This is a genomic window from Xenorhabdus miraniensis, from assembly GCF_002632615.1.
On sequence record NZ_NITZ01000001.1, the window covers coordinates 286,392 to 304,985 of the forward strand.

Sequence of the window (18,594 nt, forward strand, 5' to 3'; positions counted from 1 at the left end):
TATAAAAAGCCCCGCAACACACATTGCAGGGCTTCCGATTCGATTAAGATTCAAAAAACTTATTCAGCTTCGATGCTGATAAATTTACGGTTTTTTGGACCTTTAACTTCGAATTTAATTTTCCCGTCAGCTAATGCGAACAGGGTGTGGTCACGGCCACAACCTACGTTGTTGCCTGCGTGGAACTTAGTACCACGTTGACGAACGATGATGCTGCCTGCCAAAACAGACTCACCACCAAAACGTTTTACACCCAGACGTTTGCTTTCAGAATCGCGACCGTTACGAGTCGAGCCGCCAGCCTTTTTGTGTGCCATTAATCTGCTCTCCTAAAATCTTAAGCGATGCCAGTGATTTTAACATCGGTGAACCACTGACGGTGGCCCTGTTGCTTACGGCTGTGTTTACGACGACGAAACTTAACGATTTTAATTTTCTCGCCACGACCGTGAGTAACAACTTCAGCTTTAATTTTAACGCCTTCAACTACTGGAGCGCCGATTTTGATGTCTTCACCATTCACGACCATCAGCACCTGGTCAAACTCAACAGTTTCACCTGTTGCGATGTCCAGCTTTTCCAAGCGAATTGTTTGGCCTTCGCTTACTCGGTGTTGTTTACCACCACTTTGGAAAACTGCGTACATATAAACTCCGCTTTCCGCGCACCCCCTAAAATTCTTTCCAGAGCGCGCTATAAAATATTCACAATAGGGCGCGAATTCTACGCAAAAACCGCTTGGAAGACAAGTGCAGAATTAGAACAGATGAGAAAAAAACGGAGTTTTTCGATTGTCATTTATTTGAACGGTTTTTCAAGTACAATCGATATATCTTGATATCTATTGATATGCTAATTAATGAGCACAGCTCTGAATCAGAGTCCAAAGCCAAAACATGAATTTAGAATCGATAATAAAACTTACCGCTGATGACATGGCAGCGGTTAATGAAACCATTCTTAACCAATTAAGCTCTGACGTTGCGCTGATCAACCAACTTGGTTACTACATTATCAGCGGCGGTGGAAAACGCATTCGACCGATGATCGCAGTGCTGGCAGGAAAAGCACTCCATTGCGAAGATGGGAAGTACATCACAGTGGCCGCTTTAATTGAGTTTATCCATACCGCAACCTTGTTACATGATGATGTCGTTGATGAATCTGACATGCGACGCGGCAAAGCAACAGCCAACGCCATTTACGGCAATGCAGCCAGTGTCCTTGTGGGAGATTTCATCTATACGCGCTCATTTCAGATGATGACCGATCTTGATTCGATGCGTGTATTGAAACTGATGTCTGACGCCACCAATGTGATTGCTGAGGGCGAAGTTATGCAGTTGATGAACTGCAACGACCCAGATATTTCCGAAGATGATTATATGCGCGTTATCTACAGTAAAACGGCCCGCCTGTTTGAAGTTGCTGCGCATTCAGCAGCCATTCTTGCCAATGCAACCCCAGAGCAAGAAATCGCATTGCGTGATTATGGACGTTATCTTGGCACTGCATTTCAGCTCATTGATGATCTTCTGGATTACGATTCTGATAACAACACGCTCGGTAAGAACACAGGGGACGACCTGAACGAAGGCAAACCAACATTGCCGCTTTTGCACGCCATGAACCATGGAACGCCCGAACAATCGGCACTGATACGCAGCGCTATTGAACAAGGCAATGGCCGCCATTTGCTGGATACTGTACTGGCAACAATGAAACAGTGTGGTTCACTCAAATACACCCGCCAACGGGCGGAGGAAGAAGCGGATAAGGCGATTTCAGCGTTGCAAATACTGGAAGACACTCCATACAAGGCGGCCCTGATGGGTTTAGCCCATGTCGCAGTACAACGACTTTCCTGAGCTTAAATCAACCAGTATCCCAGATTGTTCAATCCGGGATACTGTCTTTATTATCAATATCTTGAATGATTGCGTAGTGGACGAGGCTGGCTAGCCCTTTTCTCAAAATAAATTTAACTATTCTTTCCCTTTCCGACTTGGTCAGCTGATAATAAGCTTCTACCCAAATCATAAACGGGTCCTGTCGTTTATTTCGGTAATACTCGACCGAATTCTCACTGACAGTCAGTACATTCAGAACATCTTCTGGCAAGCTGTTGACATTATATTCAAGCGCCTTTCCCTGCACTCCACGCTTACGGCGTTGTTCCCAACCCTCGCGTCTTGCCATCAGGTTGACTCCTTGGGGAGACGATGGCAGCCCTGCGAGGCCGATGAGTTCCTTTGCAGAATACCACTCTTTTTTCATCTCTTTCTCCTCGCTTTATACCGGAGCAGTGAAGAGAAAGCCAAATTTTAAACATTTGGCTTTTCAAAAGCTGCCTCAAGTAGCGGTAATTTTTTCCAAAAAACTTCTTATGCCATCTCGTAATATCACTTCGGTAATTACCTCCTTTTCTTCCTCGGTGAGTAAATTAAATGCACTTACCCAAATGGATAAAGGATCTTGCTTCTGAACCTGATATTCCGCTGATGTTTCATGAAGTTCCAAAGCCTCCAAGGTTGATTCAGGGAAACAAGAATAATGGTATTCAATCGCCCTTCCTTGAACACCTGTTCGTTTTTGCCTCAACCATTCTTCACGTTTTGCTCTGGCATTAACTCCTTGTGGTGATCTAGGTAACTCGCCTACACCGGTCAGCTCCATTGCCGTATACCACTCTTTTTTCATAATGTTTCTCTATTTTTGTAACCAAGTTCAAAAAAGAAGTTATTAAGAAAAAATTAGAAATATTTTTAGAAAAAATAATGGTATTTTATTTTCTTAATAACAGATTCGTGTTCGTTATTAATTTCACACTAACGCTTTAGTTATACCACTAATGTGGCTTCAAATTTAATAGGAAAGGATTAAAAAAATGATTTCTATGAAATCTGATTGGCATCCTGCTGATATTATTGCTGCTTTACGTAAACGTGGAACGACGCTAGCAGCTGTTTCTCGTGAAGCAGGTCTGAGCTCATCAACTTTGGCGAATACACTTTCTCGCCCATGGCCCAAGGGAGAATGGATAATAGCGAATTATTTAGAATTACATCCGTCTGAAATATGGCCAAGCCGCTATTTCGATCCACATACGGGAGAACTATTAGAAAGAAAAGTCAGAGATAAAAAGAATAATTAGCTATCAATTTAATTATCCAAAGAAAAACCGCTAGTTATTTTCGAACTAGCGGTTTTAGTTATCTAATATATTTAACTTAATTCGTATATTAATAAATTACGAATTAAATAAATCAACTATTAATAAATTGTTCGCCTAACTCAATATCTTTATTCAAAACATCCAGCATGTTATCTAATGACTTCTGTTCGAAAGCACTCAACTTGCCAATATCTAAATGTTCTTCGATACCATTTTTACCCAAGCGAACAGGCTGAGCAAAGAAACGAGCATATTGACCGTCACCTTCGACATAGCTGTATTCGATAACATTGCTTTCGCCTTGCAGACCACGGATCAGAGAAAGCCCTAAACGTGCCGCAGCCTGTCCCATAGACAGAGTTGCCGATCCGCCACCTGCTTTCGCCTCAACCACTTCAGTGCCTGCGTTCTGGATACGTTTGGTCAATGCTTCAATTTCTTCATCAGTGAAGCTAACACCTGAAATCTGAGACAGCAGTGGCAGAATAGTTACGCCTGAGTGCCCACCAATAACCGGAACTTCCAGTTCTTCTGCTTTTTTACCTTTCAGTTCAGCAACAAAAGTATTGGAGCGGATAACATCCAGTGTTGTCACACCGAACAGGCGATTTTTATCGTAAACACCTTCTTTTTTCAGAACCTCAGCCGCGATCGCCACAGTGGTATTAACCGGGTTAGTGATAATTCCGATTAATGCTTTTGGCGCAGTTTTAGCAATCTGTTGAACCAGATTACGAATGATCCCAGCATTGATATTAAACAGATCGGAACGATCCATACCAGGCTTGCGTGCCACACCCGCAGAAATCAATACCACATCTGCGCCTACCAAAGCAGGGGTTGCATCTTCGCCAGCAAAACCAGTGACTTTGACTTCCGTTGGGATATGGCTCAGATCGGCTGCCACACCTGGAGTCACCGGAGCAATGTCATACAAGGAAAGTTCTGAACCTGAAGGAAGCTGGGTCTTGAGTAGAAGGGCAAGTGCCTGACCAATACCACCGGCTGCACCGAGAACTGCAACTTTCATCCTGATACTCCTTAAATAAGTGCTGTAAAAAAAACTTAAACCTGTTTAGTCAAGAGAGTGCTTTCATTTTTCTATCATCGCTACACATCACTACAGTGACAAAATGATGGCAAAGCAAACTCTCAATCCCATCCGTCACTACGTTCTAAAAACAATCTGTTAACAGCCAGATTATCTACCTAATGGCCTTATGATGGAACACCAAAGTTGCTTTATTCTAGACAAAAGGCTTATCTGTTAATGAGATAACGGACACTATTTTGAGAATTATTCCAGTAATATGATTAATAGTCTGCTTGATCTTCTTACACTTCCCTTCCACATGAAAAATACAATTTAATTAACAATACATTTACTAAGCTTAATAGATGGGAAAAATCAATAAAAATGAAATCATTAATAACCAGATAATTATTATGGCTATAGGAGAGAATATTCAATTATGCTCTATATTTGGGTTTTTTCGTCTCTTTCTTGAATAAAAATTCACTCTTTCGCATAATGTCTGCTTCATAATGGATTCGACGATGGTGAAATATGCGTGTTCCTTCGAAACAGGAAGATTTGGTAAAAGCTTTCAAGGCATTATTGAAAGAAGAAAAATTCAGCTCTCAAGGTGAAATTGTTGCAGCACTTCAGGACGAAGGGTTTGAAAATATCAACCAATCTAAAGTTTCCAGAATGCTGACGAAATTTGGAGCTGTCAGAACCCGTAATGCAAAAATGGAAATGGTCTACTGTTTGCCGGCAGAATTGGGGGTTCCCACAGCCACCAGCCCATTAAAAAATCTGGTATTAGATGTCGATTATAACCATAGCATTGTCGTCATACGTACCAGCCCGGGGGCAGCACAGCTAATTGCACGCCTGCTAGATTCATTGGGTAAAGCAGAAGGTATTCTTGGCAGTATTGCGGGAGATGACACTATTTTCTCCACACCAGCACAAAACTTCACGACAAAACAGCTCTATGAAGCCATTCTCAACCTGTTTGACCAAGAACTGTGACTGCTCCCGCCCTATTGAGGCTGTCGCAGTGGGCGAGGGTTTACGGCGGATTTTGCTAAAAGAGGATCGCACCTGCTGGACGATCCTCTTCGCCAATGAACTGACCGATTAGGCGAGATTTGCTTTCTTCGCTAATTCAGCCAGCAATTTCTCATGGATGCCACCGAATCCACCATTGCTCATAATCAGGATGTGATCGCCCGGCTGCGCCGTTTCAACAATCATCCTAACCAAAACATCAATGTCAGCGCTCCAACGAGCGGGTTGAATACACTGTTCAGCAATTTCAATCACCTGCCACGGAATATTGACGGGTTGATAAAGAAAGACTTCATCGGCGCGTCCCATGGAAGGGGCGATATCATTTTTACTCATCCCCATTTTCATGGTATTCGACCGGGGTTCCAATACGGCAAGGATCCGTGCCATTCCGCCCACTTTACTTCGCAGTGCTTCCAGTGTGGCTAAGATAGCCGTTGGATGATGCGCAAAATCATCATAAACCGAGATCTGGTTGACTTCTCCACGCAGTTCAAGGCGACGACGGGCATTAATAAATTCACCCAGTGCCTGACAGGCATCCACAGGTTGAACTCCAACATGATGGGCGGCTGCAATCGCAATCAATCCGTTATACATATTGTGCTCGCCAACCAATGACCAGCTCACTTCACCAACCCATTCGCCATGATGGAATACTTGGTAATGGCTGCTATCCTGACTGATTTTTTTCGCCTGCCAGTTTCCGGTTTCACCAAGCTGCTCTAACTCACTCCAATACCCCATTGAGAGTACCTGTTTCAGGTTAATGTCATTATCGGGAACAATGATCTTACCCGTGCCCGGAACCACTCTGACAAGATGATGGAATTGTTTTTGAATAGCGGCCAGATTTTCGAAAATATCAGCATGATCAAATTCAAGGTTGTTCATGATCAATGTGCGAGGGCTGTAATGCACAAATTTTGAACGTTTATCAAAAAAGGCGCTGTCATATTCATCTGCTTCAATCACGAAAAATGGGCTTTCACCGATTTGTGCTGAAACATCAAAATTACCCGGTACGCCACCGATCAAAAATCCCGGTTTATAACCACACGCTTCCAGAATCCATGCCAGCATACCCGCCGTTGTTGTTTTGCCATGGGTTCCAGCGACAGCCAATACCCAACGTTCCGGCAATACATAATCATGCAGCCATTGCGGGCCAGAGGTATAAGGAATGCCACGATCCAACACGGCTTCCACACAGGGGTTACCGCGTGTCATCGCATTACCAATGATCACTATATCTGGCACAGGATCGAGCTGCGCAGGATCGTATCCTTGAATCAGCTCAATACCCTGTTTTTCCAGCAAAGTGCTCATTGGTGGATATACATTTGCATCGGATCCAGTGACTTCATGGCCCAGTGAACGAGCAAGGATAGCCAACCCTCCCATGAAAGTACCGCAGATGCCAAGAATATGAATACGCATTTATTTCTACCCAATATCATGAACTGTATCACTATTCTAACCATCTAAACTCAGATTAGAAATGCAATAGCCTATGAATCATTTGATTCTTTAGCTAAACTGCCCGCGCATGAGTGCGACACAAAAGTGAAGCACGCTTCCTAAAACCACAATCAAATTCAAGGCCTTTGTCATGAAAACATTAGGCGAATTCATCGTCGAAAAACAGCAAGACTTTCCTCATGCTACAGGTGAACTGACAGCACTACTGTCTGCCATCAAGTTAGGTGCCAAAATCATTCACAGGGATATCAACAAAGCAGGGCTGGTGGATATTTTAGGTGCTAGTGGCGTATCCAACGTTCAGGGTGAAGTTCAGATGAAACTGGACCTGTACGCCAACGAAAAACTCAAGGCAGCCCTCAAAGCACGCGGCGAAGTTGCAGGTATTGCTTCCGAAGAAGAAGACGAGATCGTTATTTTTGATGGCGACCGCGCAGAAAACGCGAAGTATGTTGTTTTGATGGATCCACTGGATGGTTCTTCGAATATTGATGTAAACGTTTCCGTCGGGACTATTTTCTCAATTTACCATCGAATTACTCCGATTGGGCAAACTGTCACTGAAGAGGATTTCCTGCAACCGGGAAATCGTCAAGTTGCAGCGGGTTATGTGGTTTATGGTTCATCCACAATGTTGGTTTACACTACAGGTTGTGGCGTTCACACTTTTACTTACGATCCTTCTCTTGGCGTTTTCTGCCTAACCCACGAAAAAGTCCAATTTCCAGAGAAAGGCAATATGTATTCCATCAATGAAGGAAACTACATCAAATTCCCGATGGGAGTGAAAAAGTACATTAAATATTGCCAGGAACAGGATGAAGCAACTCAACGCCCTTATACTACCCGTTATATCGGTTCTCTGGTCGCGGATTTCCATCGCAACCTGTTGAAAGGCGGAATCTATATTTATCCAAGTACGGCAAGCCATCCAACAGGAAAACTACGTCTACTGTACGAATGCAATCCGATCGCGTTTTTGGCAGAACAGGCAGGTGGCAAAGCGAGTGATGGCGCGAACCGCATTCTGGATATCGAGCCAAATAAGCTGCACCAACGTGTCCCTTTCTTTGTCGGTACAAAGTCAATGGTAGAGAAAGCTGAAAGTTTCATGGCTGAGTTTCCTGATGAATAAGTAGTTTCATTCATTAATGAATTTAAGGGGTGGTTTTCCACCTCTTTAAATATTCCAGTCCCTTCCAAGCTATAAACTCATTTACTAAACTCAGAGCCTGTTCTCAGCAAACGTTAATATTCCCTTCTCCTTAAGATAAAGAGTCATCACGGTTTTTATTGGAAAAAATCAATTCAATACAAAAAGTCATTATTTTTTGTTATCAATTGATAACAATTTCTCATTACGCAATATAACAAAAGATTTCCTAATGTAGGTAAAGACAGAGAATATTGTCTTTTTATTAAACAGATAGTTAATCCCAAAAAAATTCAACTTTTCCACATCAAAGACACAATACTTAAGGTGCTGGCAACAGCCCATATTTTATAAGGAGCTCATATATGGACTCGTATATTAATCATAAAATTATTCGACTTTCTGTTCTTATATATTCTCTTTCTTTACCTTTTATTCCGGCAAGTGCATTTTCGACAGATAAAGAACATCATGAGATTAAAACAGAAAGGAAATTCTCAGAGAAAATCCAAAAAGAAAATAGATTTAATAATGAGAATAAAGCCAATAATCATGACGAAAATGCCGATGTAGGGACTATCACCCAAAATATTCAACACATTGGTCAGTTGCTATCCTCTTCCCCGTCCGAACTCACAGAACAGGCTAAATCCTACGCGTTGGGGAAAATAAATAATTCGATATCAACTGAAACTCAAAAATGGTTGTCCCAATTTGGGACAGCCAAAATTAATTTTTCCCTTGATAGAAAGGGAAAACTGGATAACGGCTCCTTGGATCTGCTGCTACCGTTCTACGACAATAAAACGGACTGGCTGCTGTTCTCCCAATTAGGTTATCGCAATAAAGATAACCGCCATACGGTAAATTTAGGGTTTGGTGGACGCTATTTCACCCCGACTTATTGGATGTATGGATTAAATTCCTTTTATGATCACGAAATCACGGGGAGCAATCAACGATTAGGTTTAGGTGCAGAGGCTTGGACAGATTACCTCAAACTCTCAGCGAATACTTACTGGCGCTTGAGTCAATGGCATCAGTCGCCGAAAGAGCAAGGCTACGAAGAGCGACCTGCCAACGGGTTTGATCTCAATAGTGAATTTTTCCTTCCCCCTTACCCTAACCTTGGTGGTAAGTTGAGCTACGAGCAATACTTCGGTGATAACGTCGCCCTGTTCAATCGGGATACCAAACAGAAAAATCCCAGCCTCACCCGGTTTGGTCTGAATTACACACCCATTCCGCTGATTACTATGGGAGTCGATTATAAGCTGGGCACTAAAGGAAACAGCGAAACGCTTTTCCTGGCGAATCTGAATTATCGCTTTGGAATTCCCTTTGCTATGCAGATTTCACCTCATAACGTTGCTTCCCTGCGCACATTGGCAGGCGCCCGTTATGATTTGGTGCAAAGAAATAACAACATCGTTCTGGACTACAGGAAAATATCAGAATTATCCATTAACTTACCCAGTGACTTAAGCGGATACAGTACCCAGCCGGTTCGGATAAGTGCGAAAATCGCTGCCAACAAACCCTTAAAACCGACTGTCTGGACAGCTAACAAAGAATTCGGGGAAAATGGGGGCGTTATCGCATATTCTGATAGTAATTACGCTGACGTAACCCTGCCGAAATATAATATTCAAGGAGGGAACAGCTATACCCTATCCGCCACCGTCGAAACAGAAGACGGTAGCAGTGTCAAAAAAGCCCAAACAAACCTGACCGTTGAACCATTTGTCATTAAAGACCAAAGCATCAAACCCATTGGAAACGGCCCTGCGATTGCCGATGGGAAACCCGCCTACAATCTGGCTGCAACGATCACTTACGGCAATACAAATAATGCACCTCTCAAGGACGTGACCATTCCAAATGTAAAATGGACCCTCGATCCCCCTACTGCGAATGCAAAACTGGAATGGGATACATCAGGTGCACTCAATCAACAAGGTCAACTCATCGCCACTCTGGCAAGTACCGCAACCCTCGACAAAAATACCAAGGTTTATCTGGAAATAGCGGGTATGCCAAAAGTGGAGATAAAAGGTGACAAACCCATCGCTTTTATCGATGTTGCCTCCAAATTCAGTATCTCAGATCCGAAGGTTGAACCTGAAGGCCCGCTTTCAATTTTTGATGAAAATAATATTTATACCTTTAAAGCCACTATCTTGGATGAGAACAATAATCCCCTGAAAAATCAAAAGATAGAAGCTACGTGGAATTCAGGAATAACAGGTCACAATAGTGGTAAAGTTGTTTTCACGCCCAGCACGACCACAAATGATCAAAACCAACTGATTGCAACGCTTAAAAGTACCGAAGAGCTGAAAGATGTCATTGTGAAGCTCAGCATTAATGGCGGCAAAGAATATTCATTTAAACCCGTTAGCTTTGTCGATGATTCCAAGAGTATTGGTATCAAAAGTATAAACCTGGAGGGCAACCCGCCTTACATAGCATTAGGGAATAATAAGCCACAGACTATTAATCTAGTCATACATAATGAGCGCGGAACCCCCTATTATCAGCAACCCATCCCGAACCTTAAATGGTTCACAGAGCCTGAAGGTCTGGAACAGCAAGGGTTGTCCATTCAGCCACAGGAAACTTCTGGGCAATATGTCACAGATCCGCAAGGTCAAATCGCAGTGCGCATCACCAGTACTCAAGCGATGAAAGGTGTGAGGATTGGGTTCTCAGTCAATGGTGGAAAAACGAGAAACTACTCTGAATCGTTCGATTTCGTGGCACCCACCTCGCAAGACTTAGGCGCGACATTAACAGGAGATATCACAACCAAATATTACGATTCATTGCCAGGTATTACTGACAGAAACGGATATGTTCTTAAGGTAAAAGTCATTGATAAGGACAAAAAAGAACCCATTAAAAATCAAAGCATTGAAGACATGACCTGGGCTACAAAATGGCAAGGATCAGAAAACCATCTGCCAGAAGATTTTGTGGTCATTAACGTACCCGGCCAAGCTGCCTGGACTACAGACTCCAACGGTTATGTGACGGCTTATTTAACAAAAGCAGAGAAAAAAGGAGAGCCTGAAATGTACAGTCCATATGGTATTAAAGATATCATGGGCACTGTTAAATTAAGTTCTGGCGAAACGCTCGTGTCTGCTCCTGTCAATTTCGATCCTCAATCCCAGGAAGCAAAGTTACGAATATACACATTCGAATCATCAGCACATAAACCGACAGATTCGTACAAGGATGTTAGCGAGCAAGAAAAACCGTTTACCTGGACTAACATGTTGTATTTTTACCTAGTAAGAAATGATGGTAAGTTACTCAATATCGATGAATTTCCAGGGGGTAAATTTGACATTAAAACATCCACATCAGATACCGGGATTGAATTTGATGATGATAATGGCATGATATACACCCCTACATTACTTTCCATGCACACTTTCAACCCCGGGCCGGTAACAGTGACTGTTCGTTTAACAGAATCCAATACGGGCAAGCTGTCAGAGCATTATTATAATTTCAATCCCCACCGGTATTTCTTCTTCCCTGAATTGACAGTGTCTGCGGATGCTCCTCATAACGAACTCAATAAATCTTGTGAAAGCCTTGACCGATTTCGTAAGTCAACAACAGTAACAATGGATGATATTGGAATTGGAGATGTAGGTGGAGGCAATTCATACTCTCGTGAATTCCCTGTAGAAAAGTTTCCAAAATTTGGGCTCTTCTATACAAATAACACTACGCCTTACATAAGGATCAAAGAATCAGACGCTGATAACGCACCTTACTTAGTATACAACTATAAGATCGGGAAAATAGAAGAAAAAGGCGCACTCAAAGAGGATGCCAAATTAAATCTGGTGTGTAAATTAAAGTAAGTTGCTTCACTCGTCATTAATATCACGCACAGCCTCAATAATCATTGGGGCTGTGCTATAAAACTGCCTATAATCTTGCTTATCCGTCGCGATCTCAGCCGAAAAACCAGAGGACTTTAAACCTGTTTTGTCTATAATACCCCACACTCCATTTTGGTTTTAAATTGAAGGAAACCTTTTATGAGCCTGAACAACGTACCGGCGGGTAAAGAACTACCAGAAGATATCTATGTTATCATTGAGATCCCAGCTAACGCAGATCCTATTAAATATGAAGTAGACAAAGAATCTGGCGCTCTGTTTGTAGACCGTTTCATGTCAACAGCTATGTTCTACCCATGCAACTACGGCTACATCAATAATACTCTGTCCCTTGACGGTGACCCTGTTGATGTACTGGTTCCAACACCATATCCATTGCAGCCGGGTTCTGTCATCCGCTGCCGCCCGGTCGGTGTTCTGAAAATGACCGACGAATCTGGTGAAGATGCAAAACTGGTTGCTGTTCCTCATACCAAATTGAGTAAAGAATACGATCACATGAAAGATGTGAACGATCTGCCAGAACTGTTACGTGCGCAAATCACTCACTTCTTTGAACATTACAAAGATCTGGAAAAAGGCAAGTGGGTTAAAGTAGATGGCTGGGACAATGTCGAAGCCGCTAAAGCTGAAATTATGTCTTCTTTCGAACGCGCTGCCAAAAAATAATCTTAACGGTTAACAGCGGGTTTTGATTGTAAAAAACCTCTGCCTCTTCATGAGCGCAGAGGTTTTTTTAACGCTCACTTTCATTAAAAAATGCTATAAACAGTGGATCGTTGTTCTTTATTCTTCTCCGTAGCGTTTCAACCAGTCACCACTTGTTATCCGACTCAATCCTTCTACAGGCAATTTATAAAGATAAATCCACGCCTTACCATAAGGTGTTTCGATCAGTTCCCTTTGATATTCCTGAGAGTTCTTTTTCAACTCATCCAGCTCTGTCAGTATAGGTGGCGTAATGCGATATACTTCACATTCGATTGTTCCTTCACCACGGATAACAGCGGGATAATGCCCAAGGTCATAAATCTCATAACCTTCTAACTTGTGTTCTCCTAACAGTTGGGCATCGGTCATCCAGTGATGATTACCTTGTTTGCGCCTCAGGCTACCATAAACAATAACTCGCATTTTTAAAACTCAAACTCATAGAGCAGATCTAAAGCTTGATCAATACCAGATACTGCTTCCAGATACAATCTTGGCATAACACGATAGCGCAACGTCAGTGTTGCCAAAGTGTCAAAAATACCCACTCCATACTTCACTTGTAAGTCTTTGGTAATCCTTCCACTAACGACAACCTGCGATTTATCGCCAACGCCTTGAGTATCCAACGCCAAATCAGAGACACCAAAAGTTTCACCAATCTTGCCAACTAACTGACCACTCTGCGCAACACCCAAACCAATCAGCATTGCCGTCATCTGAGAGTTGTCAGAATCCCCTTTTTCCAAACCTTCTCCACGCAAAAGGAAGGATAAAGCTTCTTGTTGTGATTTTGCGGGATCAGAGAAAATTTCCACTTTAGGCTTATCCGCCAGACCGGTCACTCTCACTCCGGCAATAACGCCATTCGCCGTCGATTCCGGATTGCGGATCGCTTCAATATTCAATAATGGCTGATCTGGTGGGCCAGAGAACATAATCGTTCCTCTGCGTACCTGCAAATCTTGTCCATAAGCATGGAAGCGCCCTTCCGGAATATCAATCTGACCATTCAGCCCCAGCCCCTGTTTATCCTGGAGGACTTTTAAAGCCCCCTTAAGCTGTGCTTCCAAACCAAATGCACTCAAACGCACATCATTACCAATATGAACATTCAAGTTACTTTGAATCAGAATAGACGATTTTTTCTTCCCTATCGGCTGGAGATTTTTATCCAGCATCACTTCATCAGAAGAAACACCTACCGCTGATTCCGGCAGTTCCTGAACCGTAATGCGCGCCCATGGAATATCAACATTGCCATCAAGTTTCAGTAGATTTGGTGTCGCTTCAAGCACCAGATTCGGGCTGACATCGACCTTAACCATTGGCGGAACAACCACACGTAATTTGTCGGCATTAGCTGCAATTCTGGCATACCATGCGTCCAAGCTGCGCCAATCCGCATGACCATTTAGGTTTAGTTGCCCCTTAGGCGTTTTGATCATCCCATTCAAATCAGAGCTGACACCATCAAAATGAACGGCTAACTGGCCTTGAGAGATATCGAATGGCAGCCAATGACTACTCATTTGCAGGTTATCGGCTTTAAGCAGACCGAATAACAATGGGTTCTTGACATTCCCTCCAAGACGCAAATTCGCATTCACTCCGCCTTCCGCTTTTTCACCTTTGCCCAGGATAGGTTTAATCAACTTCAAGGAGAGATTTTGAATATCTACGTTACCCGATAATTTGCGACGGCCTTCCAAATCAGCCACCTGAACATTACCGTTCAACTGTCCATTGCCAACCAGTTTGACTAACCAGTCTAAATTTGCCTTGCCATTTTTCAGACCCGCATTCAATGTCAGCGTTTCAAAATCGATCGGTAACGTAATACCTTCTACAACCTGCCGGATCTGAACACTATTCCCTTGCAAGGCGATTTTTGCTTGCGGTAAGCCTTGACCTGCTACCCATTTGACATCAGCATCACCACTGAATACCCCCTTAAGCTGAGTGCTTTTATCAAGGAATGGTTGGAGCATAACCAGGTCAAAGCGTTCAAACGCAACTTGGGCATGACCATTTTTCCCTGCTTCAATCGGTTTTGAAAAACACACTTGAGCATTGGGGTTGAGCCAACAGTGCGCCCCGATAATGGCTTTCTGTTGTAGGTTAGAGTAATCAATCGTAATCGCTTTACTTAAGCGCCATTCACCAACAACCGTATCAAAATGGGTATTATTGATATTGCCTTTCCAACGTTCCTGTTGGCGATCAAAACGTCCATTAAGTGCCAACTCGCCTGATACTGGAGAACCCTCAACTTTTACTTGTAAAGCATGCTGCTTTTCTGTGCCCTTGGCACTGAGTATCAGGCTATTGATGGCTAAATCTGCCTGTTTCAAATGGCGAACAACAACCGATAGCTGCCCTTGAATCTGTTCCGCCGAGCGTATATCCCCCTTAATCATGGCGCTATCCACTCGCAGAGAGTCCTGCCACCGCACCCCACGCGCATTCAAATCCGCTATGATTTGAGGAGCTTTCATATTTCCGCGCAGTTTGACATGACCAGTGATAAAACCGCCCAGCCCCGGCAGTAACCCATCCAATTGCGGCGCGTTAATATCGCTATCCAGTTTCCAAGCCTCATCGGTAAGCCGCCCTTGCGCATTTAACGTATTACGCCCAAACGCAAGATCAAACTGAGGAATATCCCACTGCCCTGCCGCATTGCCTGATGCTTTACCATAAACTTTGACTGCGTTCTGCTTTACATGACCGTGAAGGGCAATTTCCGGAATCTGAAGTTGCCAGCTTCCACCATATAAACTGCCGCGTACTGCCATTTTACCATCCATTTTGGCCGGCCATTCCGGCCACTGTTTGTCCGTATTAATGCCATCCAGAACCAGCTTGGCATTCCAACTTACCGCCTTACTCCAATCAACAACCCCCGTAACGTCAGCTTTGCCCTGTAATGCAGCCAGACGCAAACGTGTTAACCGGAGAGATTCTTCATTGCCTTTTGCATCCAGCATTAGCAATGCCGGAGGAATATCGCTCCCCTTAATATCAGAACGAAGAGAAAGATCGTAACGGCTGGCTTGACCATTAAAACGCAGTTTTACGCCATCAAGCTGATATTCCGCTTCTTCTTTCAATGGCCATTTCAGTTGGCTGCTTTCCAGTGTCAAGCGTAAAGGCAAGCCTGCCTTTGCCAATTCAGCCTGCGCATCCAGATTGGCAGAAACAGGCCCGGAAAGGTGTAACGCGAGATCAAGCTGCTGTAAAAAAGCCCCCTTCAGCGTCAGGTCGATTTTTTGCCCTTTCAATTCATTCAGGTTATTTAAATTATCTACTTTCCCTTTAACCATCAGGTTGATTGGCCACTGCTCAGAAAGTTTTGCTGTGCCCTGTATCGCAAATGAACCTTCTGGAGACAACACATTCAAGGTTTTTACATCGATTTGCTGTCCCTGATTGCTGGCCTGTAGCCTCAAATCATTAATCGTGATGTCGGTATCTCCGGTCAGACGAAGCTGGCGGCCATGAATACCCTCTACAGTGATATCAAGGGGAATCGGAATATTGGGTAATTTCGTTAAGAGCGGTTTGGCAAACAGCGCCTTTAAGGTTTCACTCAAGGGCTTCTCAGCTTCTATCTGCTGTTTAGTCTTTGGCGTTGTTTTCTGTACTGCACCAATGGGTTCAGGCGGCGATTTTGGCAATTCGACCAACAGATTAATGATTTCCGTTGGCTTTAATCGTAACTGTTTTTCCCGCCACTGAGCGCCAGATTTAAATTCATCCAATGCAATAGCGATATCATCCACCGCGACATGGATATTTTTCAAAGAAAGCAAATCCAGTGAAATAGGATAAGGCGTTGTCAATTCGGTCAAGGGTGCCGATGTAGGGGATGGTTCCGATGGTGGAAGTTCAGCCGTATTTACCGAAACAGAGACTCCCTCAGTCGTCAGGGCACTGACACATACGTGACTGTGTTTCAAACAGGAAAGCCGTAGTGAGAGATGTAAATTGTCAGCACTGACATTAACGCCCGGCATCTGGTATTTCACGCCTTTTAGCGTCAGGTCGCGCCAACCTCCGCTGACACTGGCAATATCCAATCCGGGCACCCAACGTGCCGCACTGTTAATCACAAAGTGCAGACCAGTTTGTGTGCCAACCAATCCTACAACCGTCATCAATAACAGGCCAACAATCAGCAGGAAAATAATACTGACCCTTTTTACCCACTTCATAGTTCAGCCCCTAGACCGATATAAAATTCAACATTGTGATTATTTGGATCTCCGATTGGCGTTGCCAAATCAAATTTTATCGGCCCAACAGGTGAAGCCCAGCGCACACCTATCCCCGCGCCTGTTTTGAAATTATTTCTTCTAATGTCATCCACTGCCTCGCCTGAATCTACAAACAAAGCGCTCCACCAATTACCATAAATATTGTATTGATATTCCAACGAACCAACGGCCAGTTTTGATGCCCCGACTAATTTACCCTCTTTGTCTGTCGGTGAAATTTTCTGGTACTTATAACCACGAATACTGCGATCACCACCGGCAAAAAAGCGAAGATCCGGCGGCACTTTTTCGAATTGGCTGGTTTCTATCCAGCCCAGATCTGCCCGTACCACAAAACGATGATTTTCCCGATAAGATCTGACCCAAACGTGATGTGCCTGTAACACGAGGAAGTCCACATCAGACTGCCAAGTCTTATCAGAAATATCTATTGAATAACGCTGACTATCGCCCCAAAAAGGCATAGTTCCCCCACGCTGGCGAAGGCGGCTGACACTGATCCCCGGATAAAGCAGCATGGTGGTATTTGTTACATTGGCCTGAGTAAAGTGGCTGAGACTCCAGCGAATATTGACACCATACTGCCAGCCAGTGGAGCGATCCCAGTTACGGGCAAGGTTCAACGTTGCTGTGTCCGCAGTCGTGTCGTTGATATCCTTACGTTTATAGCCCGTTTGCAGTTCAAAATATTCTTCGAGTGGATTGGCCTTCAGCGGCATCTTGTAAGATGCGTCAATGATTTGTTCCCGCGCAGAAAGGTTAAGGCTGGTGCTCAAACTATGCCCACGGGAATTAAGCCAGGGCTTTTTCCATTTTGTTTGTACACGAGGGCCAACATCAGTAGCATAACCCCCACCCAATTCAACATAATTGGCAGAACGAGGGACTAACGAAGCATCCAGTGGCAATATCTTATCCTGACTCTCGCGCCCTACTTTAAAATCAGGTACAACCACCGCAGAATTAAACCAACCCGTATCCACCAAACGACGGTTGAATTCCGCCAACTGTTCCGATGTGTAATATTCATCTTTTTTGAAAGGAATCAGGTTATTAAGGTAAGTTTCACGAATTTGCGAACCATGGAATATTACAGGGCCAAAACGATAACGTTGCCCACTATCGAAATCGAAATCCCAAATCGATTCATGCAGCTCTTTTGATACCCCTAATTCACTCTTCTTCATCACGGCATCAAAATACCCTTTTTTGATCGCAAGATTAGTCAATGCACCTTTAAAACTTTCATATTCCCCGTGATTAAGAATGGTCCCTTTTTTAGGTGTATTTTTTTGGATGAGGACGGCATAATCTTTATCTGTTTTTGCACCACCTTCTAAATCAACATTCACTTCAGTCACTCGCACAGGCTCACCAAGGGTGACCTTTGCAGTCAGAACAGGGCGGGCTGGCGGAGTATTCTCTTGATAGGTAAATTCAACAGTAGGATCATAATATCCCAGTGGACGAAGTCCTTGTCGTATCGCTTTCTCCACACGCGCGCGAAAACGACCATCAGGAGATACTTCATCAGTACTGATATTTGAAAGTTGTACTCTGGCATTTTTTTCCAATTCGCCAGAAAGCCCTTCTACTTTTAACCGTAAATTTGCACTGTAAGCCGATGGAGTGACGATAGATACAAAAAGCGCGCATATGAGGGGGTATCGTGACACTCGAACTCCTAATATTTATCTATCTACAGGGTAAAATCCAACAATATAAAAATGCTGTAATAAGTTAATTCTGGTAAAGTTTTAAAGATATACAAACAACACTTAACCATAAAATCC

15 protein-coding genes are annotated in these 18,594 nt (G+C 43.5%); 6 read left to right on the top strand and 9 right to left on the bottom strand.

The genetic code is table 11. The features are described 5' to 3' along the window. Positions 1-59: 59 nt before the first annotated feature. Complete coding sequence (gene rpmA, locus Xmir_RS01230; RefSeq protein WP_010845218.1) at positions 60-317, bottom strand: 50S ribosomal protein L27; 258 nt, start codon at positions 315-317, stop codon at positions 60-62. 20 nt (positions 318-337) lie between these two features. Then, on the bottom strand, positions 338-646 hold the full coding sequence (gene rplU / locus Xmir_RS01235) for a 50S ribosomal protein L21 (protein ID WP_047962395.1): 309 nt from the start codon (positions 644-646) through the stop codon (positions 338-340). Positions 647-896: 250 nt separating this feature from the next. On the opposite strand from rplU, the gene ispB reads away from it, so the two are divergent. Next, positions 897-1,868 carry an octaprenyl diphosphate synthase gene (gene ispB / locus Xmir_RS01240; RefSeq protein ID WP_099112668.1) on the top strand — a complete coding sequence of 324 codons (972 nt, stop codon included), beginning with the start codon at positions 897-899 and terminating at the stop codon, positions 1,866-1,868. A 28-nt stretch (positions 1,869-1,896) separates the two neighbouring features. On the opposite strand, the gene Xmir_RS01245 is transcribed toward ispB, so the two are convergent. Both Xmir_RS01245 and Xmir_RS01250 read right to left on the bottom strand, forming a co-directional pair. Continuing rightward, positions 1,897-2,277, bottom strand: coding sequence for a DNA-binding protein (locus Xmir_RS01245; protein WP_099112669.1), 381 nt, complete (start codon positions 2,275-2,277; stop codon positions 1,897-1,899). 75 nt (positions 2,278-2,352) lie between these two features. Beyond that, positions 2,353-2,700 (bottom strand): DNA-binding protein, encoded by a 348-nt coding sequence (locus tag Xmir_RS01250; RefSeq protein WP_099112670.1) that lies wholly within the window; start codon positions 2,698-2,700, stop codon positions 2,353-2,355. Positions 2,701-2,887: 187 nt separating this feature from the next. Between Xmir_RS01250 and Xmir_RS01255 the strand changes: the two genes are divergently transcribed. Beyond that, entirely contained in the window at positions 2,888-3,154 is a 267-nt protein-coding gene (locus Xmir_RS01255; protein WP_099112671.1) for a helix-turn-helix domain-containing protein, read from the top strand. A 112-nt stretch (positions 3,155-3,266) separates the two neighbouring features. On the opposite strand, the gene mdh is transcribed toward Xmir_RS01255, so the two are convergent. Beyond that, positions 3,267-4,205 (bottom strand): malate dehydrogenase, encoded by a 939-nt coding sequence (gene mdh, locus Xmir_RS01260; RefSeq protein ID WP_099112672.1) that lies wholly within the window; start codon positions 4,203-4,205, stop codon positions 3,267-3,269. 537 nt (positions 4,206-4,742) lie between these two features. Here mdh and argR point away from each other — a divergent pair. Then, entirely contained in the window at positions 4,743-5,213 is a 471-nt protein-coding gene (argR, locus tag Xmir_RS01265) for a transcriptional regulator ArgR (protein ID WP_099112673.1), read from the top strand. Positions 5,214-5,321: 108 nt separating this feature from the next. Here the strand turns inward: argR and mpl are convergent, their stop codons facing one another. Continuing rightward, a complete protein-coding gene (gene mpl, locus Xmir_RS01270; protein WP_099112674.1) occupies positions 5,322-6,692 on the bottom strand; it encodes a UDP-N-acetylmuramate:L-alanyl-gamma-D-glutamyl-meso-diaminopimelate ligase in 1,371 nt (456 codons plus the stop codon). A gap of 172 nt (positions 6,693-6,864) precedes the next feature. Between mpl and fbp the strand changes: the two genes are divergently transcribed. The 3 genes from fbp to ppa all read left to right on the top strand — a co-directional run bounded on the left by fbp (position 6,865) and on the right by ppa (position 12,479). Beyond that, entirely contained in the window at positions 6,865-7,869 is a 1,005-nt protein-coding gene (fbp, locus tag Xmir_RS01275; protein ID WP_099112675.1) for a class 1 fructose-bisphosphatase, read from the top strand. A gap of 383 nt (positions 7,870-8,252) precedes the next feature. Further along, positions 8,253-11,768, top strand: a complete 3,516-nt coding sequence (locus tag Xmir_RS01280; RefSeq protein WP_099112676.1) for an inverse autotransporter beta domain-containing protein — start codon at positions 8,253-8,255, stop codon at positions 11,766-11,768. A 180-nt stretch (positions 11,769-11,948) separates the two neighbouring features. Beyond that, a complete protein-coding gene (gene ppa, locus Xmir_RS01285) occupies positions 11,949-12,479 on the top strand; it encodes an inorganic diphosphatase (protein WP_099112677.1) in 531 nt (176 codons plus the stop codon). Between the two features lie 117 nt (positions 12,480-12,596). On the opposite strand, the gene Xmir_RS01290 is transcribed toward ppa, so the two are convergent. Genes Xmir_RS01290 through tamA form a run of 3 tightly spaced genes read right to left on the bottom strand, consistent with a single transcriptional unit; the run spans position 12,597 to position 18,477 of the window. Next, positions 12,597-12,944 (bottom strand): gamma-glutamylcyclotransferase family protein, encoded by a 348-nt coding sequence (locus Xmir_RS01290; RefSeq protein WP_099112678.1) that lies wholly within the window; start codon positions 12,942-12,944, stop codon positions 12,597-12,599. Between the two features lie 2 nt (positions 12,945-12,946). Continuing rightward, positions 12,947-16,738 carry an autotransporter assembly complex protein TamB gene (gene tamB / locus Xmir_RS01295; protein WP_099112679.1) on the bottom strand — a complete coding sequence of 1,264 codons (3,792 nt, stop codon included), beginning with the start codon at positions 16,736-16,738 and terminating at the stop codon, positions 12,947-12,949. Further along, a complete protein-coding gene (gene tamA / locus Xmir_RS01300; RefSeq protein ID WP_099112680.1) occupies positions 16,735-18,477 on the bottom strand; it encodes an autotransporter assembly complex protein TamA in 1,743 nt (580 codons plus the stop codon). Before tamA ends, tamB begins: the two co-directional genes overlap by 4 nt. Positions 18,478-18,594 lie beyond the last annotated feature (117 nt).